This is a genomic window from Streptomyces sp. NPDC060002 (assembly GCF_042737245.1).
Lineage (GTDB): Bacteria > Actinomycetota > Actinomycetes > Streptomycetales > Streptomycetaceae > Streptomyces.
Map to the genome: position 1 here is coordinate 1 of NZ_JBHWUW010000076.1, position 14,711 is coordinate 14,711.

The window sequence follows — 14,711 nt, forward strand, 5'->3', positions numbered from 1 at the left end:
GCAGCAGGGCGCCCAGGGCGGTCGCGCCGTCGGCGTTGCGCTTGAACCAGATGTTCGGGAACGCCAGGAAACGGTGCCACGCCACACCCATGTTGATGTTGAGCGAGACCACGATCATCCAGATGAACGACGTCCCGATCTTGATCATCGCGACGAGGTAGACCAGGTTCTGGAGCGTGGTGACGCCCAGCCCCTTGAAGGCCAGGACGAGCGGGTACGAGGCGAAGTAGCCGGCCTCGTAGTGTTCCACGTGGTGCAGTGCACCCTCCAGGCCCCGCAGCACGTAGATGGCGAGGCCGATGGTGAGGATGACGTACTCGACGAAGTAGGCCTGACCGGACTTGGAGCCGGCGAAGCGGGACTTGCGGCCTGCGCGTGAGGGCAGGTTCAGCAGGCGGATCGCCATGAGGAGGACGATGCCCAGGATCGTCATCACGCCGATGAACTCGATGTAGAGCTCGAACGGCAGGAAGTCGCCGATGACCGGCAGTACCCAGTCGGCCTCGAAGAGCTGGCCGAAAGCCTGGGCGAGGGTCGGCGGCAGCGTCAGGAAGCCGATCGCCACGAACCAGTGGGCGAAGCCCACGATGCCCCAGCGGTTCATCCGCGTGTGGCCGAGAAACTCCCGTACCAGCGTCACGCTGCGCGCGTAGGGATTGTCCGTCCGGGTTCCGGCGGGGAGCGGCTGGCCCAGCTTGAAGTACCGGACGAACTGGCCGATGGCACGTGCGATCAGGGCGACGCCGACCACGGTCAGAAGCAGCGACACGATGATCGCGGCGAGTTGCATTTGGGGGCTCCTCGGGCCTGCGAGGGAAATTACTAAGCGGTAACTTATGCAGTCCGTTTGAGACTACCCCGTATTCTCCGTCGCACTGTAGCGGGGTACGGAGTGATCTCAGTCGCTGAGGGTTGCCTCAGAATCCGGTCGGGTTCGGGTCGAGTCCGGGTCGGGTTCGGGTCGGGTTCGGGCCGAGTCCGGGTCCGGTTCGGATGGATATCGGGCTGGCTCCAGGTGGGGGGAAGGTCGGGTTCCGGTCGGGATCCGGTTGGGATCCGGTCGCGACTCGGCCGTGTTATTCGTACCAAATTGGTACATATGTGACTAATTTATATCCGTGCTCTACGGGATCGTCGCAGCCATCACCGCCCTGTTCCTCGCCGCCGTCCTCGCCGCGCTGCTGCGCGTGCCCGCCCTGCGCCTGGGGTTGCTCGACCGGCGGCAGCGGCAGCGGCGGGTGCCTCTGTTCGGGGGCGCCGCCGTGGCGCTCGCCACCTGTCTCGTCGCGGTCGCCGGGGACTGGACGGGCATCGCCCCGCTCGGCGACGGCATCGAGGTGCTGCTCGTCGCGGGGGGCGCTGTCGCCGCGCTCGGGCTCGTCGCGGACGTGTGGCGGCTCAACGCGCGGTTCCTGGTGGTCGGTACGGCGGCCGCGGCCGCCTTCGTGGTGCCGTACGGCGACACCGGGGCGGTGGCCGCAGTGGCGGGTGTCGGCTGGATCACCTTCGTCGCCCTCGCCTTCCGGTCGCTCGACCACGCCGACGGAGTGGCCGGAACCGTCGCGGTCGTCACCGCCTTCGGAGTGGCCGCCTGTGCCGCGGTCGAGGTCATGGACGGGCTGGCGGTCCTGCTGAGCGTGTTCGCCGCCGCGCTGACCGGGTTCCTGATGCACAACTGGCCTCCCGCGCGTGTCGCCCTCGGGGCGTGCGGGTCGCTCTTCGCGGGCTTCCTCCTCGCGGCGGCCGCCGTGATCGCCCGCGCGGGGCACGATCCGGTCGCCGGTTCGGGAGTGCTGTTCGCGCTCACCGCGGTAGGCGTGGCCGATGTCGTCCTGGTCGTGCTGTCCCGGCGGCTGGCCCGACGGCCGTTGCTGCGTGGCGCGTCCGACCATCTCGCCCACCGGCTGCGGCGGTTGGGGCTCACCGCGCAGGGGGTGACCGTGCTGCTCGGGGTGGCGGCCTTCGCCGCGGTGCTCGTCGGGGTGCTGGTGCACGCCGGGTGGGTGGACGTGCGGGCGGTGTCGTGGGTGGCCGGCGGGGCGCTCGTCGTCGTACTCGGGATGCTGCGGGTCGCGGTGTACGGGCCGCCACGCGCGCGTGGCCGTCGTGCCCGCAGGGCTGGTCGAACTGGGCGGGTCGGGCGTGCGGGTCGCCCCGCGCCCCGCCCCGCGCCCCGCCCGGCGCCCCGCCCGGCGCCGCGTCCCGGGTCGGGTGCGGCGTCGGTGTATGCGCCCCGGCGTCAATCCGAGGACCCTGCGCACCACCCGGAACCTGGTGTGCGGCGGGCCGGGCGATCCGTATCGCCGCAGGTCAACGCGTCCTTGCGTGTAAGGAACGGATAAGAGTTGAGTGGGTGCGACTCAGGTCTGTTGACCCAGAGGTGAGCCTCGTGCACACTTGAGTCCGTTCCACTCAAGTCAGCTGGAGGAAGATCACCATGGCACGTGCGGTCGGCATCGACCTGGGCACAACGAACTCGGTCGTCAGCGTTCTGGAGGGCGGCGAGCCCACCGTCATCACCAACGCCGAGGGTGCCCGGACCACGCCGTCCGTCGTCGCCTTCGCCAAGAACGGTGAAGTGCTCGTCGGCGAGGTGGCCAAGCGCCAGGCAGTCACGAACGTGGACCGGACCATCCGCTCCGTGAAGCGTCACATGGGCACGGACTGGACGATCGAGCTCGACGGGAAGAACTTCAACCCGCAGCAGATGAGCGCGTTCATCCTGCAGAAGCTCAAGCGCGACGCCGAGGCGTACCTGGGCGAGAAGGTGGCCGACGCGGTCATCACCGTCCCGGCGTACTTCAACGACTCCGAGCGTCAGGCGACGAAGGAAGCCGGTGAGATCGCCGGTCTCAACGTCCTTCGCATCGTCAACGAGCCCACCGCGGCCGCGCTCGCGTACGGCCTCGACAAGGACGACCAGACGATCCTCGTCTTCGACCTCGGTGGCGGCACGTTCGACGTGTCCCTCCTGGAGATCGGTGACGGCGTCGTCGAGGTGAAGGCCACCAACGGCGACAACCACCTCGGTGGTGACGACTGGGACCAGCGTGTCGTCGACTACCTGGTGCAGCAGTTCAAGGCCGGCCACGGTGTCGACCTCGCCAAGGACAAGATGGCGCTCCAGCGTCTGCGTGAGGCCGCCGAGAAGGCGAAGATCGAGCTGTCCTCGTCCACCGAGACCTCGATCAACCTGCCCTACATCACGGCGTCCGCCGAGGGCCCGCTGCACCTGGACGAGAAGCTCACGCGAGCTCAGTTCCAGCAGCTGACGGCCGACCTGCTGGAGCGCTGCAAGACGCCGTTCCACAACGTCATCAAGGACGCCGGCATCAACCTCTCCGAGATCGACCACGTCGTTCTCGTCGGTGGTTCGACCCGGATGCCCGCCGTCGCCGAGCTCGTCAGGGAGCTGACCGGCGGTCAGGACGCCAACAAGGGCGTGAACCCGGACGAGGTCGTCGCCATCGGCGCCGCGCTCCAGGCCGGTGTCCTCAAGGGTGAGGTCAAGGACGTCCTGCTCCTCGACGTGACCCCGCTGTCCCTCGGTATCGAGACCAAGGGCGGCATCATGACCAAGCTGATCGAGCGCAACACGACGATCCCGACGAAGCGTTCGGAGATCTTCACGACGGCCGAGGACAACCAGCCGTCGGTGCAGATCCAGGTCTACCAGGGCGAGCGCGAGATCGCGGCCTACAACAAGAAGCTCGGCATGTTCGAGCTGACCGGTCTGCCGCCGGCGCCGCGTGGCGTCCCGCAGATCGAGGTCGCCTTCGACATCGACGCCAACGGCATCATGCACGTCACGGCCAAGGACCTCGGCACGGGCAAGGAGCAGAAGATGACCGTCACCGGCGGCTCCTCGCTGCCGAAGGACGAGGTCGACCGCATGCGCCAGGAGGCCGAGCAGTACGCGGACGAGGACCACCGCCGTCGCGAGGCCGCCGAGTCCCGTAACCAGGGCGAGCAGCTCGTCTACCAGACGGAGAAGTTCCTCAAGGACAACGAGGACAAGGTCCCGGGCGAGGTCAAGACCGAGGTCGAGGCCGCCGTCGAGGAGCTGAAGGCCGCGCTCAAGGGCGAGGACAGCGCCGAGATCCGCACGGCCACCGAGAAGGTCGCCGCGGTCTCGCAGAAGGTCGGCCAGGCCATGTACGCCGACGCCCAGGCCGGTCAGGGCGCCGACGCTCCCAAGGCCGACGCCCCGAAGGCGGACGACGACGTCGTGGACGCCGAGATCGTGGACGACGAGCGCAAGGACGGTGCCGCGTGACGGAGGAGACCCCGGGCTTCGAGGAGAAGCCCGACGTCCCCTCCGGCGCCACCCCTGAAGACGCCGAGCCGAAGACCGCTCCCTCCCCCGCTTCGGCGGCGGGGGCGGCCCCGGCCGGGGACGAGAACCAGACAGCCGGTCTGGTGGCCCAGCTGGACCAGGTGCGCACCGCTCTGGGCGAGCGCACCGCCGACCTCCAGCGCCTCCAGGCCGAGTACCAGAACTACCGCCGCCGGGTCGAGCGCGACCGGATCGCGGTCAAGGAGATCGCCATCGCGAACCTCCTGACCGAACTCCTGCCCGTGCTCGACGACATCGGCCGCGCGCGGGAACACGGCGAGTTCGTCGGCGGCTTCAAGTCGGTGGGCGAATCGCTGGAGACCGTCGCGGCCAAGATGGGCCTCCAGCAGTTCGGCAAGGAGGGCGAGCCCTTCGACCCGACGATCCACGAAGCCCTGATGCACAGCTACGCGCCCGACGTCACCGAGACGACGTGCGTGGCGATCCTTCAGCCCGGGTACCGGATCGGCGAGCGCACCATCCGCCCCGCGCGGGTGGCCGTCGCCGAACCGCAGCCCGGTGCACAGGCGGCGAAGGCCGACGAGGCCGAGGCGGCCGACGACAAGGAGAGCGGTGGCCCGGACGAGGGCTGAGCTCGATCGGATGAGCGGGTGGGAGGAGGGACGTCGAGGATGAGCACCAAGGACTTCGTCGAGAAGGACTTCTACAAGGTCCTCGGCGTCCCCAAGGACGCCACCGAGGCCGAGATCAAGAAGGCGTACCGGAAGCTCGCCCGCGAGTTCCACCCCGACGCCAACAAGGGCAACGCCAAGGCGGAGGAGCGCTTCAAGGAGATCTCCGAGGCGAACGACGTCCTCGGTGACCCCAAGAAGCGCAAGGAGTACGACGAGGCGCGCGCCCTCTTCGGCAACGGCGGCTTCCGCCCCGGCCCGGGGGCGGGCGGCAACTTCAACTTCGACCTGGGCGACCTCTTCGGAGGCGGCGCCCCGGGCGGCGGTGCCCAGGGCGGCTTCGGCGGCGGCATCGGGGACGTGTTCGGCGGCCTGTTCAACCGCGGCGGTCCCGGCACGACCCGGACCCAGCCCCGGCGCGGCCAGGACATCGACACCGAGGTCACCCTGACCTTCACGGAGGCGATCGAGGGCGCGACGGTCCCGCTGCGCATGTCCTCGCAGGCCCCCTGCAAGGCGTGTTCGGGGACGGGCGACAAGAACGGCACGCCGCGCGTGTGCCCGACCTGCGTGGGCACGGGCCAGGTGGCGAGGGGCTCGGGAGGCGGTTTCTCCCTGACCGACCCCTGCCCCGACTGCAAGGGCCGCGGCCTGATCGCCGAGCATCCCTGCCTGGACTGCAAGGGCAGCGGCCGCGCGAAGTCGTCGAGGACCATGCAGGTCCGCATCCCCGCGGGGGTGACGGACGGTCAGCGCATCCGGCTGCGCGGCAAGGGCGCCCCGGGCGAGCGCGGCGGCCCGGCGGGCGACCTGTACGTCGTCGTCCACGTGGGCGCCCACCCGGTGTTCGGCCGCAAGGAGGACAACCTCACGGTGACCGTGCCGGTGACGTTCACCGAAGCGGCACTCGGCGGCGAGATCAGGGTGCCGACGCTCGGTGGACCGTCCCTGACCTTGAAGCTTCCGCCCGGCACGCCCAACGGCCGCACCATGCGGGCGCGGGGCAAGGGCGCGGTCCGCAAGGACGGCACCCGCGGCGACCTGTTGGTCACCGTCGAGGTGAGTGTTCCGAAGGACTTGTCGGGGAAGGCTCGTGAGGCGCTGGAGGCGTATCGCGAGGCGACCGCGGGCGAGGACCCGCGGGCGGAGCTGTTCGAGGCCGCGAAGGGAGCATGAGAGTGATGGACGGCCGTCGGCGTAACCCGTATGAACTGACCCAGGAGACTCCGGTCTACGTCATCTCGGTGGCGGCCCAGCTCTCGGGCCTGCATCCGCAGACGCTGCGTCAGTACGACCGCCTGGGTCTCGTCTCCCCCGACCGCACCGCCGGCCGCGGGCGCCGCTACTCGGCCCGCGACATCGAGCTGCTGCGCACGGTGCAGGCCCTGTCCCAGGACGAGGGCATCAACCTGGCCGGCATCAAGCGGATCATCGAGCTGGAGAACCAGGTGGCCGCGCTCCAGGCGCGGGCCGCGGAGCTGGAGGCCGCGCTGGACGGCGCGGCCACGGCCATGCAGCAGCGGGAGGCGGCGGTGCACGCCTCCTACCGGCGGGACCTGGTGCCGTACCAGGAGGTGCAGCAGACCAGCGCGCTGGTGGTCTGGCGGCCGAAGCGGCAGCAGCCGACGGACTGACGCGTGGCGGTACGTATAAAAGTTGGAAGGGGCCCGGAGATTCGTCTCCGGGCCCCTTTCCTGTCTTCTACGGCCGTCCCGTCCCGCCCGGCCTGTCCCGCCCCGTCCCGTCCTCGTCCGACAGTCAGTCGCCCATGCCGACACCCGGCTCAGGCCGCTCAAGGCCCGGCGGCTGTTGCTGCGGCGGCTGCTGGGCGGGGGCGGTCGGCCGGTTGGCGCCACCCCGGGGCACACCCATCTGCCAGAGATGTGAACCGGAGACACCCGGGGCGGGGGAGGGGGCGGGGGTTGGGGTTGGGGACGGAGCCGGGGTCGGGGTTGGCGACGGAGCCGGGGTTGGCGACGGAGCCGGGGTTGGCGACGGAGCCGGGGTTGGGGACTGGGCGGGGGTCGGAGCCTGGGCGGGGGTCGGAGCCTGGGTTGAGGACTGGGCCGGTGCCGGTGCCGGTGCCGGGGTTGTGGGCTGGGCCGGTGCTGGGGCTGGGCCGGGGGCGGTGACGGGCTTCGGGTCCCGTTCCGGGCTCGGGTCCCGTTCCGGGCTCGGGTCCCGTTCCGGGCTCGGGTCCCGTTCCGTTGTGGGCTCGGACTTTTCCTGGGGGAGGGCGGGGGGCTGGGGGCCGGTGGTCGGGGGAGTTGCCCCCTGGCCCAGGTCCGGGCGTTGCCAGCGTTCCGGGATCGTCGCCATCCGTCGTACGGCTTCGGGGTCGCCGGCCGCTGCCGCCGCGACGGCGCGGGCGCGCAGGGCGCTCTGGCGGGCGATCGGGGAGAAGCCGGGGGCCGCGTTGCCGGTCTCGGACGGCAGACCGCGGACGCCCATCGCGTTCAGCTCGGCCTGGATTCGCGTCTCCGGGGCGAAGATCTCGCGCGGCAGCTGCCAGGAGGCCGCGCCGTCCACGTCGACGCGGTGTTCCCTGCCGTCCACGGCGAAGGTGAGCCCGTAGCCGATGTACTGGTCGTCCTTGTCGAACAGCAGGTCACCGGAGATCTCGCCGCCCCGGTCCCGGACCTCGTTGGCGAGGACCTGGAGGGCGGGAGGGAGCGGGTTGGTGCGGCCGAGGCTGGTGACGTAGCCGTCGGCCCTGGCCGTCTTCGGTTCCCCGGTCAGCGGGTCCACGTAGTCGGCCTGGAACCAGGTCTCTCCGCTCTCGTGCCGATAGGTCTCGATCGCGCCCACCTGCGCCAGGCCGATCGTCAGGCGCGGGTTCTCTCCCTCGGCGTACTTGGCGACCATCTCCGGGTACTGGACCTGGTGTCGCAGAGCGTCCGGTGCCGGCCGGCCGATGATCGTGACGTGGGCGTCGAGATTCTCCCTCAGGATGATCTCCGCGTTGGCGACGCCCGTGCCGCCGGACCCGGCGATGATCCAGTGCTGGGCGGCGTGTGGGTCGAAACGGTTGTCGGCGACCTCGTCGCCCAGCAGCACCCGGTCCGCCGCGGCTTCGCGCGCCGCCTCCCACTTCTGTGTCGAGACGAGTGCGGTGAAGCAGTTGTTCATGCGGGTTTCGTCCGCGGCGCCCAGGCCGGCCGAGAGGGCGTCCTTCAGTTCCGCGTAGGAGTTCAGGGCGCCGAGCACGGTACCGGCGTCTGCGCCGCTCCGCTCGGCCTGGGTCAGCCAGGCGCACATCTCGCCCGCACCGGCGAACCCCTGCCCCTCCAACTCCCGCAGCCGCTCGCCGATCAGCCGTACGGCTTCGCTACGGCTCTCCACGGGGAAGTCGCCGCGGGGCATGCCCGGCACGACGTCGGGTGTCAGACCGGTGGCGATGCTGGGAACCCCGTCGCAGGCCGCCCACAGCGGGGTCGCGCTCTGTTTGCCGTCGGCATCCAACGGCCTTATCTCCGCGAGGAGTTCGCCGTCCTGGCCGAGGCGGAGCCGGGCGTGGCCGTTCACGACGTCGCCCTGGGTGGCGAGCTGGTCCTCCCAGACCCGTACCGCGTGGATGGACACCCGGTCCCGGGGGTCTTCGACCGCCGAGTACGGATCCACGCCCATCCATTGCGCGAGGTCACGATCCTGGTCCGCCGACTGCACGATCCCGTTGCCGGGGTCCAGGTGCCATCGGCCCGCCCCGTCCACCAGCAGCGCTTCCGGATCGCGCCCGGTGAGACTCGCGCCACCGCCGATCACCACTTTGCGCAGCGGGAGTTGCCCACCGGCGAGCTGGCCCTCCAGCGTCTGCACGGTGCGCTCGCTGACCTGGGCGCGGTACTGCGCCCACCGCTCGGCGGCGGGTTCCAACTGGTCGCGGGGGAGGGGCAGGCCGTTCTGGTCGTAGCCGGGCATGGGCATGGTGATTTCACGCCGCCCGATGAAAGCCTCGACCTGCCGCTCGGCACGGAGCGCGGCATCCCGGGATGCCTGGAGGGCGGTGGCGTCGGCGGGGGAGAGGTTCTCGATGGGGTGGGCGAGGGTGTTGAGGAGACGCCGGGAGCCGGCAGAGAGGAAATCGGCCGAGACCCGGTATCGCGCGCGTGCCGCCCTCTCCTGAGGGCGGAATGCCTCCTCGTCGCTCAGGGCGACGGTCGGTCGGATGCCGTAGGGATCAAGCAGCGCGGAGAACTCCGCCCGCGCTTCCAGCTGTTGCTCAGGGGAGAGATCGCTGGCTGCGCTTCGCGCGGCCAGCCAGTTGAGCTCACCTATGCGGCCCCTGTCCCCAGCGGACAGCTCCTGGTTCGCCGGGAGTTCGGCTCCTTCGCGCAGAAGGTCTTCCCGTACGGGAGCCAATCCCTCGGCGGCGCGTTCGCGGACGGCCATGAGCTCACCGAGTTCGTGGGCGAGCACCCGACTCAGCATCTCGGTCGGAAGACGGTCGGAGACGCGGACCACGTAGTTCTGCGACGCGGTGTTCGTCGCCGTGTCGGCGAGGGTCCCTCTCACCAGTGGAACGGCGTCCACCCAGACCCGTGCGGACTCCCCCTGGCTGTCCCTCAGTACGAAATACTGACGTCCGTCGGTCCGATCCGCGTCGAGGGAGTCCAGCCTGTCTCCAAGGACGGCGGCCGCCACCGAGGCCATGCCGCGCCGTGCGGCCGACACGAGTTCTTCCTGGTGCGCTTGTGGGTACTGCGACAGTGTGCCCATCGCCGTCCGGGGATCGGCCCAACTGTCCATGAGATGCCCCTCCCCGGGTCCGATACATGTTCAAATCGCACAACAGCCTTAGGATCATGTCATGTTGAGAGCCCGTTCCTCGCTGGAAGCGCACCTGTACATGGACTTGCGTCCGTGCGAGTGCGGGAGTTCCGACTTCGATCGTCGGCACCGTCTGGAGCAGCGCGGTGACGACATCGTCGCCGTATACGAGGGCGCCTGCCGGGAATGCGGCCGCAACCGGAATTTCTCCTTCCTCATGGCGGAGGACATCCCACCGCCGCCGCCCGCCTTCGGTGGCCAGGCGCCGTCCGAGATCATCGATCCCGGTGAGTTCGCGGCGGTCGCACACCGTGTCTCTCGTCGCGCCGGGCTCGACATGCTCAACTCACCTGAATCCGAGCACCACAGGTACCGGCGTGCGATGGCGTACGCGCTGGCTGCCTTCGAGGAGCTTCCGAAGTTCATTCCTCCGGGGCTGGACGCCATTCCCGCATCCGCCTTCACCTCCGAGGCGGGCAGGGCCCGCTATGAGAGGGAACCGGCGAAGTTCGATCGCGACATCCTCGAGATGGACATCGACCTCACACGCAAGGTCCTCGCCGACATCGACGCGGTCAGCACCCCGCCCGGCGGTACCGGGCCCGAGGCGTGATCGGCTAGCGCCCCTTGAGGTGGTGCAGGAGGCCGGCGAGGCCCTCTCGGGTGGTGGCCAGGATGATGTCCGGGGTGTCGCTCTCGCGGAGGCGGATCGTTCCGTCGCAGGTGGGGGCGAGGTAGAGGCACTCGCCTTGGGGGCCACCGCTGAACGACGACTTCTGCCAGGTGAGTTGTTCAGGCATCCGGGCCTCCTCAAAGGGAGTAGAGCAGGTGCTGGATGAGGGCCAGCGAGTCCTTAACGGAGTGTGCTTCCGGGGCCAACGATACGTCGACGGGGGCCAGGGCGTACTCGGTGAGGCTCTCGAACAGCGTCTCGTACTGGGTCAGGCTTTCGCGGTCGCCCAAGTACTGGAAGCTGTCGAATTGTTCGAGCACCACGGTGCCCAGTTCGGCGACGGCGGGAATGACGTGTACGAAGTTGTTGGACAGGGCGGGATGGGCTCGCGAGGTGAACGGGTAGATCTGCACGGTGACATGGGGCCGTCGAGCCAGCTCGATGAGGCGGAGTAGCTGACCGCGCAGCACCTCGGTGCCACCGAACCGCATGTGCAGGGCGGACTCGTGGATCACGGCATGCACGGCGGGCGGGTCGTCGCGGGTGAGCACCTGCTGTCGTTCCATGCGGAACTCCAGGGCTTCCTCGATGCGTTCGAAGCCCAGGCCGGGGGTGGCGAAGATGGCTCGTGCGTACTCCGCGGTCTGGAACAGTCCCGGGATGAGCAGGGGCTGGTGCACCCGTAGCGCCACGGCGCCTGCTTCCAGTTCCGCCATGTTCAGTGGGCCCTGCTCCATGGGCTTCTTGTAGGCGGTCCACCAGCCCTTGCCGGTGGACTCGGACATGGCGACAAGGGAATTGACGTAGGTATCACTTTTGCATGCGTAGAGGCGGCACAGCTCGCGGAGTCGCTCCGTGAGGATCGTCGTCTTCGCCGTCTCGATCTGGCTCAGCTGGGCTCGGCCCATTCCGATCAGCTCGGCGGCCTCACCAGCACTCAATCCCGCTTGTTCGCGCAGTTGTTTGAGTTCGTAGCCGAGTCGTCGCTGGCGTTCGGTGATGGTGGTGCGCAGTCCCACGGGTTACTCCTCGTCCGGTCGCCCAGAGTCTCTCCATATTGGGTGAGTTAGTCCACCGATCTGAGTAACCAGCTTGAAAAATGTAAACCTCTATCCCTACCTTGGGTGTGGGATCAGTCACGCACGGAAACCATCCAACCTCCCCTGCCCGTAAGCCGACAGAGCACCCGCACCCCGCGGGCGACGCCATCGCCGGGCACGCAAAGGAGCTGTCCCCCATGAACCCAGCCCGCCGTGCCGCCCACCGACCCGCCCAACTCGTCTGGGAATACAGCCTGTTCGCTCCCGCCGACGTCACCTCGCCCCGCGTCTGCCGGGACTTCGTACGCGTCGTCCTCTTCACCCACGACAAGGAGTCCCTCGTCATGCCGGCGGCCCTGTGCACCTCGGAGCTCGTCACGAACGTGCACCTGCACACCAAGGGCGCCGCCATGCTCCGCATCCGGCTCACACCGGCCGGGCTCCGGGTGAGCGTCTTCGACGAGAGTCCCGACCCGCCCGTCGTCGCGCATTCCGCCGCCGGGGCCGTCGCCTGTTGGGGGAGGGGGCTCGCGCTCGTCGAGGAGATGGCGGATCTGTGGGGCGTCGCCGATGAGAGGGCGGGGCGGTATGCGAAGGGGGTGTGGTTCGAGCTGGGTGGGAGCGGTAGATCGTTTCTTCGTCGCTCGAACGGGTGAACCGGGTTTGTTTCCCCTGGTCAGCCCTATTGCCGTACCTACCGTGATCGCGTCGCTTGTGCCCCGAGGGATGCCAAGCCCACACTTGAGGAGGTGATGCCGCCATGACCGCTCTTGCGCACGAGAGGCCCGAGACGATGCCTGAGACCAAGACCGCGCCTCAGGACCTGCCCGAGAACGGGCCTGGCCTCGAAGAGGTCGTGTGGCAGGCATGGAAGGCCATGGAACTCCCCGAGGGCTACCGCGCTGAGATCATCGAGGGAGCCATCGAGGTGTCGCCCACCGGTCGCTATTCACACAGCCAGATCATCTTCCTTCTGAAGGAGGCGCTGGGAGACTTCCTCAGGGGCGGTGACTTCGCCGCCCGGCACGACACGAACATCATCCACGAGGGCTCGGCGTGGATCCCCGACCTGTTCGTCGTTGCGAGGGACCCCGAGCGCTATGTCACCGATGACGGCCTCGGTCTCACCGCCGCCGCGGTCCGGGTGGTCTTCGAAGTCGTTTCCCCCGGCAAGCGCAACCAGGACCGCGACCATGTCCGCAAGCGCCGCGAATACGCTCGCGCAGGCATCCCCGTCCACGTCCTCATCGACGACTACGACGACCAGGGCGCCGTCACCCTGTTCACCGGGCCGCAGCCCGACAAGGCCGACTGGGAGGACATCCACCGTGTCCCCTACGGCACCGAGGTGACGATCTCCGAGGGCCCCGCCAAGGGTTTCGTGATCGGTGAGGCGATCACGGGAACGAAGAGGGGCTGAACGGCCCGGGCCTCAGCCCAGCTGTTCCGTCGTCCCGTCCGGGTGGATCAGGAGGCGGATCGCGCCGCCGTAGCGGTTGTCGGTGATGGTGGCCGGGGTGGGGGCGCCGAGTTGCTGGGCGCGTTGCTGGAGGATCGCCAGGACCACGTCCTGGATGTCGCCGTAGGGCGGGGCGGTGACCGGGACGCCGTCGATCAGGCCGGCGTTGGGGGAGAAGACGTGCACCTGGGCGTCCGCCGTGGCGGGGGGTGGCGGCGTCGGTTCGGTCATCGGGGGTCTGGGTTCCTTCCGGCTCGGTTCCGGAGCAACTCCGGCTCAGGCGCTCTTCGCCTCGTCCTGCTCGGCGACGTCCACGGTGACGTCGAGGGCGACGTCCACGGTGACGTCGACGGTGCGAGCGTACGTGCCTCGGGCGAGGCGCTGAAGGCGGCCCGACTTGACGAGGGCGGACAGTACGTTGCTGATCGTCTTCGAGGGGTCGCCGTAGACGCCGGGCGGGAGGGCGCGCAGGACGTCACGGGCCGAGAAGGGGCCGGGGAAGGTCGACACGGCCGATTCCACGGCCGCCCGGATGCTGGGGGCGCCGGAGGGTACGAGGGCGGCGGCCTGGCCCGTGCCGGTGGACGTCTTGCCGGTCGGGGCCGGATGCGGGAGGCACGCGCGGATGCCCTGAAGCGCGGTGCGGATCGGCTCCAGGTGGATCTCGTCGCCGTCCGAGGCCTCGGTCGCGGCCAGCATGGTCGCCACCTTCTCTATGTTGGCGAGGGAGGAGGCCAGCTCGCGCAGCAGCGGTTCCAGGAAGTCGCGGCGCAGAGCCGCCACCGGGTCGGTGGTGGCGAGTTCGACGGAGACCGAGCCGGTGAGGGCGCGGAGCGGGCCGGCGGTGTTTGGGGTGGCCTCGGCGGAGTCGCAGGAGCCCCGGCCCCCTTCCGGAGCCAGTGCCTCCACGGCCTTCCGCGCGGCGCGGATGGTGTCCGGCATCTCCGGCGCGATCTCGCCGCCGGGCACGCTCGCCAGCATCGTGACCAGCTGCTCCAGGCCGGTGAGCGTGGGCAGGGCGGAGCGGATCAACGGGGCCAGCAGAGCCTGTCGTACGGCCTGGGCGGGGTCCTCGTACGAGAAGGCGATCCGCTGCCCGGACTCGGCCGCTGCCATGTCCTCGCTCCTGCTTTCCGGGTGGGTGTGTCTGGGACGGTGGCCGCTGCTGTGCGGCTGCTGTGCGGTGGTGTGCTCGTGCAACTGCCTCGGGATGGCGGGCAACTCGCGTCGTGGCCTGGCCAGTTGGTCCTGGCGTGCGTCGAACGCGTCGAGGATTCGCTCCAGCGTGGGCCGGCCGCCCTCGGCGTCGTGCCGGGCGGTCGTGTCGGTGCTGCGGGAGCGCAGGCGCAGCAGCCGACGGGACGTTTCGCCGGAGCTGTAGCCGGGGCCCGCGCCGGGGCCGTCCACCGTGTGGGTGGGCAGGTCGCCGTTCGCGTCGCCGACGCCGAGGGCGCGGCGGATCCAGCGGCGGTCGTCGAGCGTGGTCGCGGCCGCGTAGCCGTAGGGCTCGGCGTGGGCGACGGCGTCCTGGAGGCATTCAGCCCACAACGGGCAGGAAGCGCACAGGTCGCGGGCGGTGCGGAGCAGTACGAGGTGCTGGTGGCGCTGTTCGGGCGAGGTGTACGGAATGTCCGTGGGTGCCTCCAGCAGTGGGTGCTGGAAGACGTCCGGTCGGCGCTGGCAGGGCAGAGCGGCGTCGGGAGTGTGGGCCCCCGTCCCCGCCCCCGCTCCCCGTACCGGCCCGCGCGCGGGGCGCGTGGGCAGCGCCGTATGGCTGGCCATAGGCATGTGTGTTGTCCCCCGT

At 69.7% G+C, this 14,711-nt stretch carries 13 protein-coding genes and 1 pseudogene; 8 read left to right on the top strand and 6 right to left on the bottom strand.

Annotated elements, in window-relative coordinates:
• Positions 1-790: pseudogene (locus tag ACFWBD_RS37760) on the bottom strand (Fe-S oxidoreductase); the annotation flags it as partial.
• 328 nt (positions 791-1,118) lie between these two features.
• On the opposite strand from ACFWBD_RS37760, the gene ACFWBD_RS37765 reads away from it, so the two are divergent.
• The 5 genes from ACFWBD_RS37765 to ACFWBD_RS37785 all read left to right on the top strand — a co-directional run bounded on the left by ACFWBD_RS37765 (position 1,119) and on the right by ACFWBD_RS37785 (position 6,602).
• Complete coding sequence (locus ACFWBD_RS37765) at positions 1,119-2,342, top strand: MraY family glycosyltransferase (RefSeq protein ID WP_385677492.1); 1,224 nt, start codon at positions 1,119-1,121, stop codon at positions 2,340-2,342.
• Between the two features lie 95 nt (positions 2,343-2,437).
• Complete coding sequence (gene dnaK, locus ACFWBD_RS37770; RefSeq protein WP_385677495.1) at positions 2,438-4,276, top strand: molecular chaperone DnaK; 1,839 nt, start codon at positions 2,438-2,440, stop codon at positions 4,274-4,276.
• Positions 4,273-4,929: a nucleotide exchange factor GrpE gene (gene grpE / locus ACFWBD_RS37775; RefSeq protein ID WP_385677498.1), complete on the top strand. Its 657-nt coding sequence runs from the start codon at positions 4,273-4,275 to the stop codon at positions 4,927-4,929. The genes dnaK and grpE overlap by 4 nt, the downstream gene beginning before the upstream one ends.
• A gap of 39 nt (positions 4,930-4,968) precedes the next feature.
• Entirely contained in the window at positions 4,969-6,144 is a 1,176-nt protein-coding gene (gene dnaJ / locus ACFWBD_RS37780; RefSeq protein WP_385677501.1) for a molecular chaperone DnaJ, read from the top strand.
• A 5-nt stretch (positions 6,145-6,149) separates the two neighbouring features.
• Positions 6,150-6,602: a heat shock protein transcriptional repressor HspR gene (locus ACFWBD_RS37785; protein WP_385677504.1), complete on the top strand. Its 453-nt coding sequence runs from the start codon at positions 6,150-6,152 to the stop codon at positions 6,600-6,602.
• Between the two features lie 124 nt (positions 6,603-6,726).
• Here ACFWBD_RS37785 and ACFWBD_RS37790 read toward each other — a convergent pair whose 3' ends face one another.
• Positions 6,727-9,639: a hypothetical protein gene (locus ACFWBD_RS37790; RefSeq protein WP_385677507.1), complete on the bottom strand. Its 2,913-nt coding sequence runs from the start codon at positions 9,637-9,639 to the stop codon at positions 6,727-6,729.
• 136 nt (positions 9,640-9,775) lie between these two features.
• Between ACFWBD_RS37790 and ACFWBD_RS37795 the strand changes: the two genes are divergently transcribed.
• Entirely contained in the window at positions 9,776-10,348 is a 573-nt protein-coding gene (locus ACFWBD_RS37795; protein ID WP_385677510.1) for a hypothetical protein, read from the top strand.
• 4 nt (positions 10,349-10,352) lie between these two features.
• Here ACFWBD_RS37795 and ACFWBD_RS37800 read toward each other — a convergent pair whose 3' ends face one another.
• Positions 10,353-10,535, bottom strand: a complete 183-nt coding sequence (locus ACFWBD_RS37800; protein WP_385677513.1) for a DUF397 domain-containing protein — start codon at positions 10,533-10,535, stop codon at positions 10,353-10,355.
• 10 nt (positions 10,536-10,545) lie between these two features.
• Positions 10,546-11,427, bottom strand: coding sequence for a helix-turn-helix domain-containing protein (locus tag ACFWBD_RS37805; protein ID WP_385677516.1), 882 nt, complete (start codon positions 11,425-11,427; stop codon positions 10,546-10,548).
• Between the two features lie 218 nt (positions 11,428-11,645).
• Between ACFWBD_RS37805 and ACFWBD_RS37810 the strand changes: the two genes are divergently transcribed.
• A complete protein-coding gene (locus tag ACFWBD_RS37810) occupies positions 11,646-12,104 on the top strand; it encodes an ATP-binding protein (protein WP_385677519.1) in 459 nt (152 codons plus the stop codon).
• A 104-nt stretch (positions 12,105-12,208) separates the two neighbouring features.
• A complete protein-coding gene (locus ACFWBD_RS37815) occupies positions 12,209-12,868 on the top strand; it encodes a Uma2 family endonuclease (protein ID WP_385677521.1) in 660 nt (219 codons plus the stop codon).
• Between the two features lie 12 nt (positions 12,869-12,880).
• Here the strand turns inward: ACFWBD_RS37815 and ACFWBD_RS37820 are convergent, their stop codons facing one another.
• Together ACFWBD_RS37820 and ACFWBD_RS37825 are read right to left on the bottom strand one after the other, a co-directional pair.
• Positions 12,881-13,138 (bottom strand): hypothetical protein, encoded by a 258-nt coding sequence (locus ACFWBD_RS37820; RefSeq protein ID WP_020129155.1) that lies wholly within the window; start codon positions 13,136-13,138, stop codon positions 12,881-12,883.
• Positions 13,139-13,183: 45 nt separating this feature from the next.
• Positions 13,184-14,689, bottom strand: a complete 1,506-nt coding sequence (locus tag ACFWBD_RS37825; protein ID WP_385677524.1) for a WhiB family transcriptional regulator — start codon at positions 14,687-14,689, stop codon at positions 13,184-13,186.
• Between the last annotated feature and the right edge of the window lie 22 nt (positions 14,690-14,711).

Coding starts and splice junctions, on each gene's coding strand:
- dnaK (WP_385677495.1), top strand. CDS start 2,438: ATGGCACGTGCGGTCGGCATCGACCTGGGCACAACGAACTCGGTCGTC.
- dnaJ (WP_385677501.1), top strand. CDS start 4,969: ATGAGCACCAAGGACTTCGTCGAGAAGGACTTCTACAAGGTCCTCGGC.
- ACFWBD_RS37785 (WP_385677504.1), top strand. CDS start 6,150: ATGGACGGCCGTCGGCGTAACCCGTATGAACTGACCCAGGAGACTCCG.
- ACFWBD_RS37795 (WP_385677510.1), top strand. CDS start 9,776: ATGTTGAGAGCCCGTTCCTCGCTGGAAGCGCACCTGTACATGGACTTG.
- ACFWBD_RS37800 (WP_385677513.1), bottom strand. CDS start 10,535: ATGCCTGAACAACTCACCTGGCAGAAGTCGTCGTTCAGCGGTGGCCCC.
- ACFWBD_RS37810 (WP_385677519.1), top strand. CDS start 11,646: ATGAACCCAGCCCGCCGTGCCGCCCACCGACCCGCCCAACTCGTCTGG.
- ACFWBD_RS37815 (WP_385677521.1), top strand. CDS start 12,209: ATGACCGCTCTTGCGCACGAGAGGCCCGAGACGATGCCTGAGACCAAG.
- ACFWBD_RS37820 (WP_020129155.1), bottom strand. CDS start 13,138: ATGACCGAACCGACGCCGCCACCCCCCGCCACGGCGGACGCCCAGGTG.
- ACFWBD_RS37825 (WP_385677524.1), bottom strand. CDS start 14,689: ATGGCCAGCCATACGGCGCTGCCCACGCGCCCCGCGCGCGGGCCGGTA.